The organism is Bifidobacterium sp. SKU (assembly GCF_026016405.1).
GTDB classification, from domain to species: Bacteria; Actinomycetota; Actinomycetes; order Actinomycetales; family Bifidobacteriaceae; genus Bifidobacterium; species Bifidobacterium bifidum.
The window spans coordinates 316167-333900 of sequence record NZ_CP092890.1 but is presented as its reverse complement, the minus strand read 5'-3'; the positions used below and the strand labels follow the sequence as shown (position 1 = coordinate 333900).

14 protein-coding genes are annotated in these 17734 nt (G+C 64.9%); 4 read left to right on the top strand and 10 right to left on the bottom strand.

Annotation, left to right across the window (positions count from 1 at the left end):
- Positions 1 to 64: 64 nt before the first annotated feature.
- Both proB and obgE read right to left on the bottom strand, forming a co-directional pair.
- Positions 65 to 1144: a glutamate 5-kinase gene (gene proB / locus MMB49_RS01490; RefSeq protein ID WP_229026517.1), complete on the bottom strand. Its 1080-nt coding sequence runs from the start codon at positions 1142 to 1144 to the stop codon at positions 65 to 67.
- 241 nt (positions 1145 to 1385) lie between these two features.
- On the bottom strand, positions 1386 to 3071 hold the full coding sequence (gene obgE, locus MMB49_RS01485; protein ID WP_003815401.1) for a GTPase ObgE: 1686 nt from the start codon (positions 3069 to 3071) through the stop codon (positions 1386 to 1388).
- Positions 3072 to 3709: 638 nt separating this feature from the next.
- On the opposite strand from obgE, the gene MMB49_RS01480 reads away from it, so the two are divergent.
- On the top strand, positions 3710 to 4555 hold the full coding sequence (locus tag MMB49_RS01480; protein ID WP_003824484.1) for a CTP synthase: 846 nt from the start codon (positions 3710 to 3712) through the stop codon (positions 4553 to 4555).
- 450 nt (positions 4556 to 5005) lie between these two features.
- Here MMB49_RS01480 and rpmA read toward each other — a convergent pair whose 3' ends face one another.
- From rpmA to dapE, 4 genes are all read right to left on the bottom strand, one after another.
- Entirely contained in the window at positions 5006 to 5257 is a 252-nt protein-coding gene (rpmA, locus tag MMB49_RS01475) for a 50S ribosomal protein L27 (protein ID WP_003811713.1), read from the bottom strand.
- 24 nt (positions 5258 to 5281) lie between these two features.
- Entirely contained in the window at positions 5282 to 5590 is a 309-nt protein-coding gene (gene rplU / locus MMB49_RS01470; RefSeq protein WP_003811712.1) for a 50S ribosomal protein L21, read from the bottom strand.
- A 166-nt stretch (positions 5591 to 5756) separates the two neighbouring features.
- Positions 5757 to 8639 (bottom strand): Rne/Rng family ribonuclease, encoded by a 2883-nt coding sequence (locus tag MMB49_RS01465; protein WP_047271993.1) that lies wholly within the window; start codon positions 8637 to 8639, stop codon positions 5757 to 5759.
- Positions 8640 to 9118: 479 nt separating this feature from the next.
- On the bottom strand, positions 9119 to 10369 hold the full coding sequence (dapE, locus tag MMB49_RS01460) for a succinyl-diaminopimelate desuccinylase (RefSeq protein ID WP_013363038.1): 1251 nt from the start codon (positions 10367 to 10369) through the stop codon (positions 9119 to 9121).
- Positions 10370 to 10591: 222 nt separating this feature from the next.
- On the opposite strand from dapE, the gene MMB49_RS01455 reads away from it, so the two are divergent.
- Positions 10592 to 11536 carry an AEC family transporter gene (locus tag MMB49_RS01455; RefSeq protein WP_003811702.1) on the top strand — a complete coding sequence of 315 codons (945 nt, stop codon included), beginning with the start codon at positions 10592 to 10594 and terminating at the stop codon, positions 11534 to 11536.
- Between the two features lie 77 nt (positions 11537 to 11613).
- Here MMB49_RS01455 and MMB49_RS01450 read toward each other — a convergent pair whose 3' ends face one another.
- Positions 11614 to 13068, bottom strand: coding sequence for a transporter (locus tag MMB49_RS01450; protein WP_003811699.1), 1455 nt, complete (start codon positions 13066 to 13068; stop codon positions 11614 to 11616).
- Positions 13065 to 14021: an ABC transporter ATP-binding protein gene (locus MMB49_RS01445; RefSeq protein WP_229940914.1), complete on the bottom strand. Its 957-nt coding sequence runs from the start codon at positions 14019 to 14021 to the stop codon at positions 13065 to 13067. Before MMB49_RS01445 ends, MMB49_RS01450 begins: the two co-directional genes overlap by 4 nt.
- A gap of 297 nt (positions 14022 to 14318) precedes the next feature.
- Between MMB49_RS01445 and MMB49_RS01440 the strand changes: the two genes are divergently transcribed.
- Both MMB49_RS01440 and MMB49_RS01435 read left to right on the top strand, forming a co-directional pair.
- Positions 14319 to 14681 (top strand): hypothetical protein, encoded by a 363-nt coding sequence (locus MMB49_RS01440; protein WP_047271458.1) that lies wholly within the window; start codon positions 14319 to 14321, stop codon positions 14679 to 14681.
- Positions 14681 to 15061 carry a hypothetical protein gene (locus MMB49_RS01435; protein ID WP_047271457.1) on the top strand — a complete coding sequence of 127 codons (381 nt, stop codon included), beginning with the start codon at positions 14681 to 14683 and terminating at the stop codon, positions 15059 to 15061. Before MMB49_RS01440 ends, MMB49_RS01435 begins: the two co-directional genes overlap by 1 nt.
- Positions 15062 to 15064: 3 nt before the next feature.
- Here MMB49_RS01435 and MMB49_RS01430 read toward each other — a convergent pair whose 3' ends face one another.
- Both MMB49_RS01430 and thrB read right to left on the bottom strand, forming a co-directional pair.
- On the bottom strand, positions 15065 to 16501 hold the full coding sequence (locus tag MMB49_RS01430) for a Maf family protein (protein ID WP_047271455.1): 1437 nt from the start codon (positions 16499 to 16501) through the stop codon (positions 15065 to 15067).
- Positions 16502 to 16613: 112 nt separating this feature from the next.
- Complete coding sequence (thrB, locus tag MMB49_RS01425; protein ID WP_003811687.1) at positions 16614 to 17612, bottom strand: homoserine kinase; 999 nt, start codon at positions 17610 to 17612, stop codon at positions 16614 to 16616.
- Between the last annotated feature and the right edge of the window lie 122 nt (positions 17613 to 17734).

Here is a 17734-nt window from a genome sequence, read left to right as displayed (position 1 = left end):
CAGAGCACGAAAAAACAACAGACCCCGACTACGCTCGGCACGGCGGCTCTCGTTGCGCGACGAATCAGACCAGCACGAGATTGTCGCGGTGCACCACGGGGTGAGCGAACTCGTCGCCCAGGAACCGCCTGAGCTGCGCGGTGTTGCGGCCGAGCATCTGCGGGATCTCCTCGGAGTCGAAGCCCGCGAGCCCGCGAGCCAGATGCGCGCCCGCCTCGTCATCAATCCACACCGGGTCTCCGGCGGAGAATTCGCCGTGAACCTCCACGACGCCGGCGGCGAGCAGACTCGCGCGCCCGCCTCGAACCGCCTTGGCCGCACCGGCATCCGCCACCAAGGCTCCACGCGGGTCGGACGCGAAGCCGATCCACAGCCGACGCGATGAACCGCGGTGCTTCACCGGCGCGAACACCGTGCCGACCGGATCGCCCATCAGCGCCGGGCCGGTGTTCGTCGCGCTCGTCAGCACGGCGGGAATGCCCGACGCGGCCGCCACGCGGGCGGCATCCAGTTTGGTGACCATGCCGCCCGTGCCGACCCCGGACGACGAACCGGCGACTTGCACGTCGCCGATCGTGTCGATCACATTCGGCACAAAGCCGATGCGGCGGGCGCCCGGCGTGCTCGGCGGAGCTGTATACAGGCCGTCCACATCCGTGAGCAACACCAGCGCATCGGCCCGGACGAGGTTTGCCACCAGTGCCGAAAGCCGGTCGTTGTCGCCGAAACGGATCTCGTTGCTCGCCAGCGAATCGTTCTCGTTGACGATCGGCACCACGCCGAGTTCCAGCAGACGGTTCAGCGTGCGCTGCACGTTGCGGTACTGGACCGCGCGGATCGTGTCTTCGGCAGTGATCAGAATCTGGCCGACCCGAACGCCGAAACGACCGAACGCGGCCTCATACTGCGCCATCAGCAGCCCCTGGCCGACCGCGGCGACGGCCTGCTGCGTCGCCACGTCACTCGGACGGCTCTCGAAGCCGAGCGGGCCGAAACCCGCGGCGATGGCGCCCGACGACACCAGCACCACGCGGGCGCCCTGCGCCGAGGCGGCGGACAGCGCGGCCACCAGGGAGTTCAGCTTCTTGACATCCAGATGCCCGGACGGCTGCGTCAACGAGCTCGAACCGACTTTGACGACCATGGTCCGTGCGCCTGCGATGGCGCGGCGCACATCCGATTCAGTGACGGACAACACGCACTCCCTTCCCGATCACGTATATCTTGAATCATCGCAGACGCCGGTGTCATAGGACGCCGCCGTTCCACGCTGCGGCCGCCGCGCTGGTGGAACCGCAGACGAATGTGCCAGCCATCCTCAGTCGCTCCGCGCCAGCCCCCCCCGCTGGCGGAGCTGGCAGCGAAGCTGACTGGGGGGGCAGGTGTCAGGCCAGACCGCCGTCATTCTCGTCGCCGTCCTCGCCGCGACCGAACAGGCTCTGCTCGTCGTGACGGTCGTCGTCGACGCTCGGATCGGCCCAGTGACCGGCCTGACGTTCGGCCATCATGGCCTCGCGCACCGCGGCCTTGGCGTCCATCATCTCGTGGTACTGACGACGACGCTCCGCATTGGTACGGCGACGGCCGCCCGGCTCCTGATCCTCAAGACGCAGATCGCGGCCGCGGGCACCCAGCTGAGCGCCGTCAAGCATCTCCGCGCCGGCGGCGATGGTCGGATCCCAATCAAACGACACGGCACGCTGCCCCTTGCCGATACGCACCTCGTCACCCGGCTTCGCTCCCAGCCGGCGCAGCTCGTCCTCGACGCCAAGCTTGGCGAGTCGGTCGGCCAGATAGCCGACGGCCTCGTCATTGTCGAAATTGGTCTGCACCACCCAACGTTCGGGCTTCGCGCCGGTCACCTCGTACCAGAAACCGCCATCGCCCTCCTTGCGGGCCACGGCGAAATCGGCAGTGCCGTTCGCAGCCGCACGGCGACGATTCGACCGGTTCTCCAACGGATTGATGACGACGCGCGCCTCCTCCTCGGCCTGCTCGCGGCTGGCGACCTCCTGCCGCATGTCGGCGACCATGGCCGCCAGCGCAAAGTTCAGCTCCTTCAGCCCCTCATGAGAAGCCGTGGAGATCTCGAACACCTTCAATCCCATACGTTCGAAGTCCGGGCGCACGAAATCGGCGAGCTCCTTGGCCTCCGGCACATCCACCTTGTTGAGCACGATGATGCGCGGGCGTTCCGGAATCGGGATGGCGCCCAGCGGCAGTTCCAGCTTGTCGGCGTATTCGGCGAGCTCATGCTCCAGCGCATGGTAGTCGGAAACCGGGTCGCGGCCAGGCTCCAGCGTCGCGCAGTCGATGACGTGGGCGATGATCTCCGTGCGCTCGATGTGGCGCAGGAACTCCAATCCCAGACCCTTGCCCTGCGATGCGCCGGGAATCAGGCCGGGCACGTCGGCGATGGTATAGCGGTGGTCGCCTGCGACGACGACACCCAGGTTAGGCACCAGCGTGGTGAACGGGTAGTCGGCGATCTTCGGCTTGGCGGCGCTCATCGCGGCGATCAGGCTCGACTTGCCGGCCGACGGGAAGCCCACCAGCGCTACATCGGCGATGGATTTGAGCTCCAGGATCACATCACGTTCCTCGCCCGGTTCGCCCAGCAGAGCGAAACCCGGAGCGCGGCGGGTCTTGTTGGCCAGCGCCGCGTTGCCCAGACCGCCCGCGCCGCCCGCAGCCGCGACGAACTTGTCGCCGTTATGGCGCAGATCAGCCAGCTGCTCGCCCGGACGCTTGGGACGGCCTTGAGCGCCGACCGCGGCGAAGATCACAGTGCCGAGCGGCACCGGCAGGATCAGGTCGGCGCCCTTGGAGCCGTCCTTGACGTCGCCCAGACCCATCGTGCCGTCGCCGGCGTTGCGATGCGGCATGAACCGGTAGTCCAGCAGGCTGGTGGCGTTCGTGTCGGCCACGAACACCACGGAACCACCGTTGCCGCCGTTGCCGCCGTTCGGGCCTGCCAACGGCTTGTACTTCTCGCGCCTGATGCCGGCGGATCCATTGCCGCCGTCGCCGCCCTTGACATGAACGGTCACTCTATCCACAAAATCACTCATAACGCTCTACCTTACCTTGACCCCCGGTTCTCCCCAGGTTCTCTCACTCCGCCCGCAGCGGAGCAGCCCCGGTCGCTCTGCCCCCCCCCAATCCGTGCGGAGGTCTTCACAAGTGCTCAAATTACGGGTTGAGATAGCCGATTCCGGCAATTCCCCGTGTGAAATCGCCGTTTTCAGGCCCCAAAACGACCATTTGGCACGGGGGATTCCGGATAACGGCTATTTCACCCCGTAATGTACCGGTGTACCAGAGGAGGGTGGGGTGGCTCCTCGGAGAGTGATGTGGTGCCTGATGAGGGAGGCGCGGTACCGGAGGGGACGCACGGGGGTCACAACACATGACGCGGGGAAACACGATACATGATGAGAGGGCACGGCACATGACGCGCGAATGTGGGCCGTCGCCGCCTATGCGCAATCGAATGGATGCCTTGCACTCCACCGTATGCTCCGCCATCATCCGGATTTCCCGGCGGAATAGGCTCATCGCGAATTCGCAGATGTCGCGAGCCCAGACCCCCTACACTTGGCATATGGGGACGCATCATTCGCTGGACAGACTTTTCGCCGTTGCACGGCAGGAGCGACGCTGCACCATTCCCTCCACCAACACGGACATACAGGCAATACGCAGGAGAGTGAAGACCGGCGCCGTGCTGAGAGTCTTCCGCGGCCTGTACGCAGAGCCCGCGTATTGGGAATCGCTTGATCCGCATGAACAGGTTCGCCATATCGTACGAGCGCTCGCCATCCAACATCCTGATTGGGTGTTCTGCGGCCCTACGGCCGCCATCATGCACGGGCTCGACTGCTCCTATCGGCTGGCATTCCCAATCTGCATCGTCGCGAGCCCCGGCGCGCATCATCAGGACACCAGGCACATATCGCATCACGCGATCACGCATCCGGACATCACCGTGGTCCAGGGAGTGAAGGTCATCAGCTTGCTGCAGACACTGTTCGACCTCGCGGCATGCCAGCCTCTGCGCTACGCCCTCGGGCCGGCGGATTGTGCGCTCCGCAACGGCCTCGTGAGCGAATCCGTGCTCCGGGCGTATCCCTCCAGCGTGAAATACTCACGCAACCGCGCCGCCGTCGAGCGCGCGTTCGCGCTTGCAGATCGGCGTGCCGAGAACGGCGGCGAATCCGAGGCCCGCGGCATGTTGCATGATGCCGGCTGCCCTCCTGACGACATTCAGGTGGAATTCCCCTGTCTCGATCATCCCGGCCGTAAGCATCGCAGTGATTTTCTCTGGAAGCGTGAAGACGGCTCGGTAATCGTCGGGGAATTCGATGGCGTTCGCAAGTATGTGGATCCGCATATGACTTCAGGCCGGGAAATTCGCGAAGTAGTGGATGAGGAACGGAAACGCCAGCAATGCATGTCGCAGTATGCGATCGGCATGGTGCGCATGTACTACAGGGATCTTGACAATCCGGGACGAATCGTCCGGCAGCTCAGAGATATGGGCATACAACCATGACACGCGTGATGTCGGGCCGCGCGCCGCACTCGTAACCCACACATGTGGGCCAGCAGGCATAAGCCCGGAAAGGCCGACCGTGATCGCAGCGACACCATTCCAAGCCCCGATAAGCGCCGCCATGCGCCAAAACACGGGTTGAAATAGCCGTTATCCGGAATTACCCGTGCCAAATGGTCGTTTTGAGGCCTGAAAACGGCGATTTCACACGGGGAATTGCCGGAATCGGCTATTTCAACCCGTAATGTACCGGTGTACCAGAGGAGGTTGGGGGGCTCCTCGGAGAGTGATGTGGTGCCTGATGAGGGAGGCGTGACATCGCATGGCACAGGCGTGACGGCTCTGTGGGGATGCGCCGTGCGGTGCGGGCGTGCCGGGAATGCGCCAGGGCGGCAAACGAAAAAAGCCGCACCCGGGTGGGATGCGGCTTGACGCTTGATGCGGTATTGCTCAGGCGGCGATGACGTCGACGACCTTGCGGTCGTGACGGACGCCGAACTTCACGCTGCCGTCGGTCAGCGCGAACAGGGTGTGATCCTTGCCCATGCCGACGTTCTGGCCAGGGTGGAAGTTGGTGCCACGCTGACGAATGATGATGTTGCCGGCGACGACGGCTTCGCCGCCGAACTTCTTGACGCCGAGGTACTGAGGCTTCGAATCGCGACCGTTGCGCGAGCTGGAAGCACCCTTCTTATGTGCCATGATTCAGATCCTTCCTGTATTGGCTCAGGCGATCGCCGTGATCTTCACGGCGGTCAGCTTCTGACGGTGACCCTTGCGACGAGTCACGCCGGTCTTGTTCTTGTACTTCATGATGTTGATCTTGGGGCCCTTGGCCTCGTCGTCAATGACTTCACCCTTGGCGGACACCGCGGCGAGATCCTTGGCGCCCAGCGTCACCTTGGCACCATCCACAACCAGCGCGACCGGGAATTCAACGGTCTCGCCTTTCTTCGCCTCAAGACGGTTGACGAGAATCACGTCACCGACCTCGACCTTTTCCTGATGGCCACCGGCCTTCACAATCGCGTACATGCTTCGTTCCTTGCTATGGTGTTATAAAAGCTACTTGCCTGACGCACGCAAGCCGCTGGTCAGACACCAGCAATCTAATCTACACTGACCCATGTACTAACGCAAATCATATTTCCGGCGTGTCAGGTTGACACACCGGAAATCATGATTCATTCAGCGCGTCGGGTCACTCATCCTCGTCGGTGCCGTTCGCGGCGACCGCCGCGGCGGCGATCTGCGCGAGCTTGGCCTTGATATCCGGCGAGGAGCCCTGCGGCACCTGCACATCCGTACCGCGGCCGTGCTTGTTGGTCTTGATGAACGGATCGCCACCCTTGAGCGCATACGGATCGTCGTAATCCGCGCTGACGGTCGGCTCGTCATGCAAGATGAACCCGCGGCCATGGCAGGTCGGGCACTCCTCGGAGAACGCTTCGACCAGGCCCTGGCCGATGCGCTTGCGCGTCATCTGCACCAGACCCAGCGACGTGACCTCCGCCACCTGATGCTTGGTGCGGTCACGCGCCAGGCATTCGACCAGACGCCGCAGCACCAGATCGCGGTTGGCGGGCATCACCATGTCGACGAAATCGATCATGACCATGCCGCCGATATCGCGCAGACGCAGCTGGCGCGCGATCTCCTCGGCCGCCTCCAGGTTGCATCGCGTCACCGTCTCCTCAAGGCTCTTGCCGCGGCCGATGAACCGGCCGGTGTTCACGTCGATCGTGGTCATGGCCTCGGTGCGGTCAATGACGATCGACCCGCCGGAAGGCAGGTACACCTGACGCTCCATGCCCTTCCTGAGCTGCGCGTCGATCTGCCACTTGTCGAACACGTCCTTGCCCTGATGCTCGGACGGATCCCACTTGGACAACTTCTCCTTGAGATCGGGCGCCATCGTGTCGAGGTATTCCTCGATGCGCTCGTACACCTTGTCGCCCTCGACGATCAGCTCGCCGAAATTGTCGTTGAAGATGTCGCGCACCACGCGGATCGCGACGTCCGGCTCGCCCTGCAGCAGCTTCGGCCGCTTGCCGTGCCAGAACTCCTCGCGCTTGGCGTTGATGCGCTCCCACTGGCGGACCAGGCTCTCCAGATCCTTGACGATCGCCTCCTCCTTGGCACCTTCGGCCGCGGTGCGGATAATCACGCCCATGTCCTTCGGCGCGATCTTCGAGACAATGCCCTTGAGGCGCGAACGCTCGCGCTCGCTCAGCTTGCGGCTCACGCCGGTCATGCCGCCGGACGGCACGAGCACCAGGAAACGCCCGGCGAGCGTGACCTGCGAAGTCAGGCGAGCGCCCTTGTGGCCGATCGGATCCTTGGTGACCTGCACGAGCACCGGGTCGCCAGATTTGAACGCCAGCTCGATGCGGCGCGGCTGCCCCTCGAGGCGGGTCGCGTCCCAGTTCACCTCACCGGCATACAGCACGCCGTTGCGGGACTGGCCGATGTCGACGAACGCCGCCTCCATGCTCGGCAGCACGTTCTGCACGCGGCCGAGGTAGATGTTGCCGACCGTGGCGACCTCCTGGATGTCGGAGACGTAATGCTCGACGAGCACGTTGTCCTCGATGACGGAGATCTGCGTGTGATGGCCGCGTTCGCGCACCACCATGAGACGGTTCACGTGCTCGCGGCGCGCGAGGAAGTCCTGCTCGACCAGCTGGCTCTGGCGGCTGCGCTCGCGGCGGTTGTCGCGGCGGCGCTGCTTCTTCGCCTCCAGTCGGGTGGAGCCCTCGACGTCGGTGATCTCGTCGATGTACTGCTGCTTGCGCGAGCGGCGCACGGTCATCTCATCGTCACCCTGCTCGTCGGACGCGCGCGAGCGGCGACGGCGACGGCGACGGGTGACGTTGGAGTCATCGTCTTCTTCCTCGTCGCGTGTGCGGCGGGACGACGGCTTGGCCGGCTCATCCTGCTGCGCCGCGGACTGGCTGCTGTCCGACTCGCCGTTGCCGCGGCTGTCGTCGGCACGGTTCTGACGGGAACGGCGACGGCGACGGGATCTCGTGCCCGAATCCTCGGAGGGCTCCTCGTCGTCGACCGGCGTATAGGAGATGCCGTCGAGCTCCAGGTCCTCCTCGATCTGCTCCACTTCGGCGGCCGCACGGCGCTCCTGCGCGTTCAGGCGACGGTTGCGGCGCGACGAACGCACCGGCTCGTCGGCCTCGCCGGATTCGTCACGGCTGCGGCTGTCGTCGGTATCGAAGCTGTCGACGCGCTCGATGTGGCTCAGACCGTCGATATCGCGACGGGAGGAAGCGCTCTTGTCCTTGTCCCCCTGCGCGCCGTCACGTGACACACGACCATTGCGCGAGCGACGGGACTTGCCACCGCCGCGGCTGTCGCGGTCGTCATCCTCGCGGTCGTCATCGCGCGCGTCGCGCACGATTTCCGGCACGGGCAGCACCGGCTCCTGGAACAGCACGGACGTCATCGCGTGAGCGCGCGGCGCAGGTTGCGGCAGCGTGCTAACGACATCCAGGGCGCGGGACAGATCGGCGGAATCATCGCGGACGATGATATCGGTGCCGGTATCGACGCCGAGGTCGTCATCCGACGGCTCGCCCGGAACGGCCGGCGAAGCGTCCTCGCGCGAGGAGAACATGGCGGTGCGACGACGCACGCGGGTGCGCCGGGGTTCGGCCTGATCGGCGTCATCGTCATGGCGCTTCGTCGCTTTCGAGGAGCGCGACGCGGACCGAGACTTGCCGTCGGCCTTGGCGTGCCGCGCATCATCCTTCTTTTCGGAATCGGCCGATGCGGCGGTCTCCGGCTCGTTGGCCTCCGGCGATTCGTCGGCCGCCTTCGAGCGGCGACGACGGGGAAGGGGCTGCTCCACCACGGGTTCCGCGAACAGCGGAGCGGAATGGTCCTCGACCTTCAGCGCGACCGCGGCACCGGCGGCACCGGCGCCACGAACCACGCGGCGGCCACCGCGACGACGACGCGGCGCCGCAGGCGTTTTATCGGCCGAATCAGGCGACTGGGCCGCATCGGCGTGGGTAGGCTGCTGTTCTTCGGTTTCGTCACGACTGAAACCGTTATCGTTCACACTAGGCACGATACTCCTCACGACGTGCTGCACCACGTCGCACACTCATGGCCTCATGCGGTCTCACACCACGCTCTCACCGTGGCCGCGCTACGCTTGCGCCCGCAGGAAGCAAATCCGTTAAAAGTCCGTGTGCGTGCTTCGGCGGACACCAGCGCTCGCGCATCTTCATGCATGCGAGGGGATCGACGCCTTTCACGCTCAGGTGGTTTGCAGAACCACCATCTTTAAGTATGGCACACAATTTGACCGGCCATGACCATCTCACCATATTCAACGTTCTTTTGGCGTGGCGACAACGCTCAGCCCATGCTTGTACGCAGACGCTTTCGCTCCGCGAACGGTGTCAGGATCCGTATCATCGTCACCGATGCGGACGGCGACGACATCGTCGACAAAACCTGCAGCGCCAACTGACAGCGTTGTGCGGGCAGCCGTCCGCACACTATTCGATGGCACGGATGCCGACATCCGCGCCCGAACCCCGCTCACGCGCGGCCGGTGAGCCAGTCCTCCAGGATGCCGGCCATGGTCGCCAACTCGCTTTCGGCGATCTGCTCGTCATGCTTGTGCGCAAGCAGCGGGCTCCCCGCGCCCAGGTTCACCGCGGGCACACCCAGCAGCGAGAACCGCGCGACATCGGTCCACCCGAGCTTCGCCAGCGGTTCCCGTCCCGTACGCTCACGCACCAGCTTCGCCAACGACACCACCATCGGCGCGTCCATGCCCGGCCGGGCGGACGGCGACTCGTCCTTCATCTCGATGCCGAAGCCCTCGAACACGCCACCGGTGGCGACATGCTCGCCATTGCCGAGCTCCGCGCCGGCATCCGCGCCCATCATCAGTGTCTTCGCCTGCGGCAGCGTCTTGTCGGGCGCGAACCGGTAGTTCACATGGACACGGCATTCGTCGGGGATGACATTCGTCCCCTTGCCGCCGGAAATCAGCGTCGCGTTCAGCCCCTCGCGATAATCCAGCCCATCCACCGTGATGGTTCGCGGCTCGTAGGAGTTCAGGCGGTTCAGGACATCGGCGGCCTTGTGAATGGCGTTCTCCCCCATCCATGCCCTGGCCGAATGCGCCGCGACCCCGTGCGTGACCACGTCGAACCGCATAGTGCCGTTGCAGCCGCCCTCGATGCCGCAGTCAGTCGGCTCGCCGATGATCGCGAAATCGCCGGCGAGCCAATCGGGATGCGCCTCGGCCACCTTCCGCAGACCGTTCTTCTCGGCCGCAACCTCCTCATGGTCGTAGAACACGTACGTCAGGTCATATTGCGGGTCGACCAGCGTGGCGGCGAGGTACAGGAACACCGCGTCGGATGCCTTCATGTCGGTCGCGCCGCGGCCCCGCATCACCCGCTCGCCGGGGTGCGCCGCGGCGACGTCCTCCCGGATCAGCGGGTCGCCGGGCGTCAGCCAGCGCGGCGGGAAGTTGTCGATCACCGGAACCGTGTCAAGGTGCCCGGCGAGCACCACGCGCCGAGGCCTGCCGAGCGACGTGGACGCGACCACCGTGTCGCCGTGCCTGTGCACCGTCAGGTGCGGCTTCGACCGCAGGAACGCCTCCACGGCGTCGGCCAGCGGCTTCTCGTCATCGCTGACGGAATACGAGTCCATGATCTGTTCGAGCAGTGAGGCGAGCGCCTTCTCGCGCGTGCCGGTCGTGTCGCAGGTGATCGGCGCGATCGCCGAGCGCGGGTCAGCGCCGGCCGCTGCCATCGTCGTTGTCGTAGTCATGCTGACCATCCTAACGGCAGCACGTCCCGTCGGAGCCCGTTGCCGGGCCGGAATGAGACGGTCGAACTCCCCGTCGGCGGCGAGAACAAGCGCGCGACGCGCAGCATGCCGTGCTACCGTGGCTCGCGAGACGGGTTTCGCCTACGTTATGAGACAGAACCTCGCGAAACACATGCGTATGGCAGTATGGGGTTTGCCAGCAAACGGAAAAGGGATGGGAATATGCCGGGTCTATTAAACGCGATGGAAGGCTTCTGCGTCATCGGCATCGTAATCGGAGTCGGATATGTGGCCGCTCGAATGCGCATAGGTGGGCCGAGCGCCCAGATGGTGCTCAACCGTTTCAGCTTCTTCGTGTCCAGCCCGTGTCTGATGTTCGCAATTCTGTCGAAAGAGCCGATCTTCGAGATCTTCCATTCGTCGATCATCGTGGCGTTCTTCTCCGCTGTACTCGTCGGCGCGCTGTTCCTGGTGCTGAACAAGCTGTTCTTCCACTTGGGGCCGGCAGACGCGACCGTCGGCGCGCTGAACTCACTGTATCTGAACTCGAACAACATCGGCCTGCCCATAGCCACGTACATCCTCGGCAACGGAGCCCTGGTGGCACCGATCCTGGTCATGCAGCAGGCGATCTTCACGCCGGTCGGCCTGACGGTGCTCGACGTGACCACCAAGGGCAAGGTATCGGTCAAGGAAATCCTGAAGCAGCCGCTGCATCAGCCGCTGCTGATCGGCTCCCTGGGCGGCATCCTGGTTTCGGCGATCGACGCGAAGATCGGCTGGTTCCCCGTGCCGAACTTCATCTTCGACCCGATTGACATGATCGGGGACTCCGCGGTTCCGATGATCCTGATGGCGTTCGGCATGTCGCTGCACGGCACCAAGCCGCTGCAGCAGAAGGGCGACCGCCCGGCGATCTTCACCGTAGCCGTACTGAAGAACATCGTGATGCCGATCATCGCCTTCCTGCTCTCCTATTTCGTCATGGGATTCCGCGGCGCGACGCTGTACGCCTGCGTGGTGCTGGCGGCGCTGCCGACCGGCCAGAACGTCTACAATTACGCCGCCCGGTACAACGTTGGACTTACGTTCGCACGCGACGGCATCCTGATGAGCACGATGACGAGCCCCATATTCATCGCGGTTATCGCCGCTCTGCTGAGTTGACGCTCTCAGAACTCGCAGATAGGGGGGGCCTTTTAACGAAAAGGCCCCCCCTATCTGCGAGTTCTGAGAGCGTGCGATCAGTCGTCGGCACGCCAGTCGGTGAGATTCAGGCTGGCGGCGACACGGTTCGAGGCGAATGCGCCGACGGAGACCAGCGCGTAACACAACGCTATGCCGCCGAAGAAGCTGAGCAGCGTGGCGGGTTTGGTCATGGATGCGGCGAACAGCGGGAACATCAGCAGCATCGAGCAGCCGCCGGCAACGGCCACCACCGTGTTGAGCGGGGTCAGCACCTCGATGAAACGCGCACGGTTCAACGTTTTCACGTCCGTCCCCTCCAACACCAGCATGCGGTATTCGGAAACCTGGTCGTAGACGCTGCCCGCCTGCATCACTCCGGAGCTGACGGCCGCCAGCACGGCCGCGAATCCGAGCGTCAGCAACCCTCCGGTGCCGATGTCGCGGATGAAGGCCAGTCCCGGTTCGGGTACGCCTTCGACAGGCGCGGTCGACGATGCGCCGATGAACCCGCAGATCGAGGTGATGCCAGCGATGAACACCGCCAGCGCGATGCCCGACACATTGCGCCATGCCCGCTTGGGATTGTCGAGGATGCGCCGCATCGCGATCATCGTGGCGGCGTCCTTAGGGCGGCGGGACCGCAACCTCGCCCGTGCGGTCACCACCCATGAGCCGATCAGGTTCACTAGAGCGAAGCACAGCGCGATGAACCCGATAATCACCGCATACATCGTCACCTCACCGTAATGCAGCAGGCCCTGCGGGTTCTTGAACAGCACGATCGCGGCCACCAGCACGACCAGGAACACGATTACGCGCCACTTCGTGGGCAGCGGCTGGGCGGTCCGAGCGGTGACGCCCAGCGGGGTGATGGCGACCCGACGCAGCGTCAGCAATGCGGAGATCAGCGCCAGGACCGTGACCACCACCAGCACGACGATCAGCGACAGGGATCCCACCCACAACTGCTCGAACGTGAACCTCTGATCCTGGAAATTCAGCAGCATGATCAGCGGCATGATCGCGAAATAGCCGACGATGCCGATCAACGCGCCGATGAGCGCCTGTCCGGCGGCATCCAACGCGGTCAGTCTGGTCACCTGACTGGTGGTGGCGCCCGCGAGGCGCAGTGCCGCCAATCGCGCGTCCCGCCGCGATGCCGCCAATCGCGCCGCCGAGCCGGCGAGCGCCACGAACGGCACGATCAGCAGTATGCAGGCGAAGGCCGCCAGCATCACGTACGTGCTGGCGTATTGCGCCCAGTCGTGCTGGTCCTTGAGCCGTCCGGCCCACACCGCCCACGTGCCCGGCGCGCAGGTCGACCTGTCAATCAGGCATTTCAGCGTATGGTCGGCGGACGCGCGCCAGATGAACCCGTGCACGCCGCCCAGCACGGTCAGGAAGATGGCCGTCGCCGCCGCGAACGCGACGATGGCCAACGCCGATGTGTGGCCGGAGCCGCCGCGCCGGCCTGGGCGGTGGAACAGCCGCCATAGTGCGAACGTGCTCATTGGGCGCCTCCTGCGGGAACTGCCGGGTGCAGCGAGACTGAGGGTGGTTCAGCGCTCTCGGGCCGCCCCCAGTCAGCCTGCGGATGCCGAACCCCGCCAGCGGGGGCAAGGCCGGCGTCGGCCGTCTGGCTGAGGCGGCCGTCCTGCATCGTCATCGTGCGGGCGCAGAAGCCGGCGACGTTGGGATCATGAGTGACGATCACCACGGCAGCGCCATTATCACGCGCGGCATCCATGAGAATGCTCATGACCTCGCGGCCGGTGGCCTGGTCGAGCGCGCCGGTCGGCTCGTCGGCGAAGACGACCGCCGGCTGTACGGCAAGCGCGCGGGCGATGGCGATGCGCTGCATCTGCCCGCCACTCATCTCGCCGGGCCGCTGCGAGGCCAGCTGCCGCAAACCCAGCCGTTCCAGCCACAGCATCGCCGCATCGGTGGCGGAACGGTAGTCGACGCCGTCCAGCATCATCGGCAACGCGATGTTCTCCACCGCCGGCAACTCGGGCAACAGCTGTCCGGATTGGAACACGAAGCCGAACGCACCGCGGCGCAGTTTGGTCCGGTCCGCGTCGCTCATCGCGGTCAGATTCGCGCCTTGGAAGGTCACCGTGCCCGATGTCGGGCGGATGATGCCGGCGAGCGCGTGCAGCAGCGTCGACTTGCCGGAACCGGACGGTCCCATCACGGCGACCGTCTCGCCGGGGGCCAAGTCGAAGTTCACGTGATTGAGCGCTAGCGTATGCACGGCGGGCATGGCGTGGCCGGTTCCGCCGGCCGCATACGGATGGGGGCCGCCGGTTCCGGCGCCTCGCGGCATCACGCCGGTGACACTGTGGTCCGCCTGCACACGGGCCATGCCTGCGGTGTAGTCCATGACCAGGTCACGGGCCTCGATCACCGGTGTCCACGACTGAGACCGGGCGCGGGACTGAGATTGCGATGTTGCTGTGTTCATACCTCCGAGATTACGCAGGCGGCACGCGACCGGCCATCGGGCGGCGGTATGAGCCTTGCGGCGAACCGGTTCTCCCCTCATCCGGAAGGATTAGGGGAAGAGAGTGGTGGCACTACCCTGAGCGCCCACAGGGCATCCGTGATTGCAGGGCCCGAAGGTCTGTCGCGAAGCGAGACTAAGGCCCCCAGTCGCTCGTCTGCGGTACAGCTCGGCTGTCGTGAATATATATTGCATTATATCATGCAGTACTATGCGTAATATAATGCATATTTTGTTGTGATTAAGGTGGTGACTTACATGAACATCAAGGAACGTGCGGAGGCGTTACGAGAGATCTCCACGCCGGGCTCTCGCATCGGGTTGACCGAGTTGTCCCGTTCGAACGCATGGCGAAAGGCGCTGGAGCAGCGGGGATTGCTGGAAATCGTCGACCGCGCCGACACAGCCGGCTATCTGGTGTCCGTGGACTCTCTCAACGAGATGCTGGATGTCATCAATGCGCTGGAATCCGAGGTCGAACACCTCACCATACAGCAGATGTTCACCACCCGAGGCGATAAGGAACAATGGGAGACCGGCTCCGAACTGTCACAGTCGGCGCAGGAAAGCCTGAAGCGGCGCAAGGAGAAGATTCACGCGTTCCTTGATGGCGGTCGCTGATGGCCGCCGACTACGCATTATTGAAGCAAGCCATTGCCATCATCTCGTCCGTCCGCGGTCTGTATATGGATCCGGATGCACTTGCGGATGATGTGATTCTTCTGGCATATGCCTGGCCCGACGAAGGCGAATTCAAGATGGCGGTGGCCAGAGTTCACCGAACCCTGACACAGCTCGTGGAGGGCAACGTGGAAGGAAGCCCTCTCAAGTACGGTTTCAGCGGGTGGCGTTCCTTCCACTTCCAACATCGACGAGGCCAACAGTCGCGCGCCGGCATGCGCATCGTGTATATGCCCCTCGACACGGGAATTCGCGTCAAAGGATTCGCAAACCGCCACCTTCCATCCGACATCTACCAGCGTTTGGCGCAACTGCAGTAACCGTCACGAACACCGTGCGGCAGCGGCCAGCGCGTGCAGGCGCTCGGCGAAGCGCGGCCAGTCTGTGCGCATCGCGGTCAAGAGCTTGCGGTCGGGCACTTCGTCGATCGGCACCCATTCGATTTCCATGCTCTCGTCATCGTTCGCCCGTGGCACGACCCGGTGACCGGACTTCTCGAACGCGAAGACCGTGGTGTACGCCCATGGCCCGTGATCCTCACGGTAGGACCCGACCACCTCGATGTCTTCGGGCGTGATGTTCGCCTCCTCGTAGCTCTCGCGCAGCGCACCCTCGATCGGGCTTTCACCGTCGGCCGTCGCGCCGCCGGGAATGCCCCATGTGCCGCCTTCCGCGCTCCACGCGGCGCGATGCTGCATCACCACGCTGGTCACTTCGCCGCTCTTGGGGTCACGCCGCGCGAGCAGCACGCCGGAGGCACCGTTCAATCCCCAGTGCTTGCGCCCGCATGCGCAGTCGATCCAGCCGTCGCCGGGCTGATGCACGTTCTCCTTGGGCGGCACGACTCCGCCGCCTCCGGTCTTGTCTTCGGGCGCCGATTCCCCGCGGGCCACGTTCCACAGGTCGGTCCAGTCCACGCCGAGCTTGCCGACGAGTCGGCGAAGCAGCGGCAGACTGATGCCGATGATGCCGTGCGGGTCGCCGTCGATGCCATCGATGAACGCGCCGCCGAAACCTTCCAGCGTAAACGATCCCGCGACTTCCAGCGGCTCGCCGGTGGCGATGTATCGTTCGATGTCGCGGTCGCTGAACTCGCCGAACCGCACGACGGCATGACTCGCGCCGCGCTCGACGCGCCCGGACGCGAAGTCGATCACGCAGTGCCCGGTCCACAGCTCGCCGGTGGCGCCGCTCATGCGGTGCAGTCGCTCACGCGCCACCTCGACGCTGTGCGGTTTGCCGTAGCATTCGCCGTCAAGCAGGAACATCGAATCACAGCCGACGATCAGCGGGCCGCTGCTCGCCCGAGTGAGCCCCGGCTGCATGGCAATCACATTGGATATCGGCTCGGTGACGGTCGGCATGTCCACGCCGGAGAAGTCACGGGTCATCGCGATCGGCGCCTTCGAATAGTCAAGCGGAGCGCCACTCTGGCGAGGTATGTCCGCGACGTTCATCTCGCCGCGAAGCTCCGCGGCCTGCAACGGGTACGCGATCACGCGCTCGCCCGTCGCGCTCGCGGCCGCGTCGGCGACATCGCGGTACGCCTGATGCACGGCCTGCGCTTTGGCCTCGGCCAAAATCATCACGCGCTGTTCGACGTTCAGCTGGTCAACGGTGACGCCGCGCTCGGCGGCGGCTTTTTCCAGCGCAGCCGGCTCATCGACATGGGACACGCGGATGGTCGGGCAGATGCCGGCCGCATACAGCACATCCCGGCGCGGCTGGGACTTCGACGCCAGAATCATCGGAATGGACATGATCGTCACCTTTCTTTTGCCGCCGCACCAGCTGCCGCACCACCCAACCGGCAACTTCGCGCTCCCCTCATCTCCGGCCCGAGGAGCGGGCGAGGAGGCACGTGCGGTATTCCTACTTACGCTCGACCTGCACGCCGACCGTGTCGATGGGCAGGTGCAGCACCTTCCAATGGCCGGAAGCCAGCTGTTCCGCCGCGACCTCATCGATGTCCGCCACGGCGTCGCCGTGATGCAGCACCAGCACGCACGGGCCGGCGCCGGACACCATGGCGGCGAAACCACGGGAACGGAACGCCTGAATCAGGTCCCATGACGGCTGCATGAGCCCCTTGCGATACGGCTGGTGCAGGCGATCCTGCGTGGCAGCGTACAGCAGCGCGTTCGGCTCTTCGCCGGACGCGAGCGCGCGCGGGTTCATCGCCGCGGCCATCAGCGCCACGCGCGACACGTTAAACACCGCGTCGCGATAGGCGACCTCGCCGGGCAGCGCCTCGCGCGCCTTCTCGGTGGACAGTTCGTAGTCGGGCACGAACACGGCCGCCGTGACGCCCGGATCGACCGCGTACTTGACCGTGTGGAAACCGCCGTGCAGCGGGTCTCCACCGGGGATCGGCACCGAGCCGACCCCTTCGGCCGTGTCGAAGTTCCATGAGACGGTCATGCCGCCGTACACCGCCGGCGCCACGTTGTCGGGATGGCCTTCGATGGCGGCCGCCAGCTCGAAGATGGAATCGCGGTTGAGCCGGTCCTCCTGCGCGAACGCGGCAGCGGCGGCGATGCCCGCCACGATGGCTTCGGCGGACGACCCCATGCCGCGCGCCTGCGGGATGTTGTTGTGCGCTTCGAGGATGAACCCGACCTTGCCCAGGCCGAAGGTCTGGCATGCCTTGCGGAACGTGGAGACGACCAGATGGGTCTCGTCGCGCGGCAGCGTGTCCTCGCCCTCGCCATAGATCAGCACTTGCGCGGCGCGATTGGACGGGTCACGGCTGAGCGTGAAGGTGAGTTCGTCATGATAATCGAGGGCGAGGCCGACCGTGTCGAAGCCGGAGCCCAGATTGGCGCTTGTAGCCGGCACGCGGACCTTGACCTGTGTACAGATTGGTTCCATGATTCCTTGATTCAGCGATTCCGCCCCCGCTGATGGGGAGGGGAGCAAACGATGGTGAGATCAGGGTGGTTTCGCGGAAACGCCGCGAAACCACCCCCAGTCGGCTTTGCCGACAGCCCCCG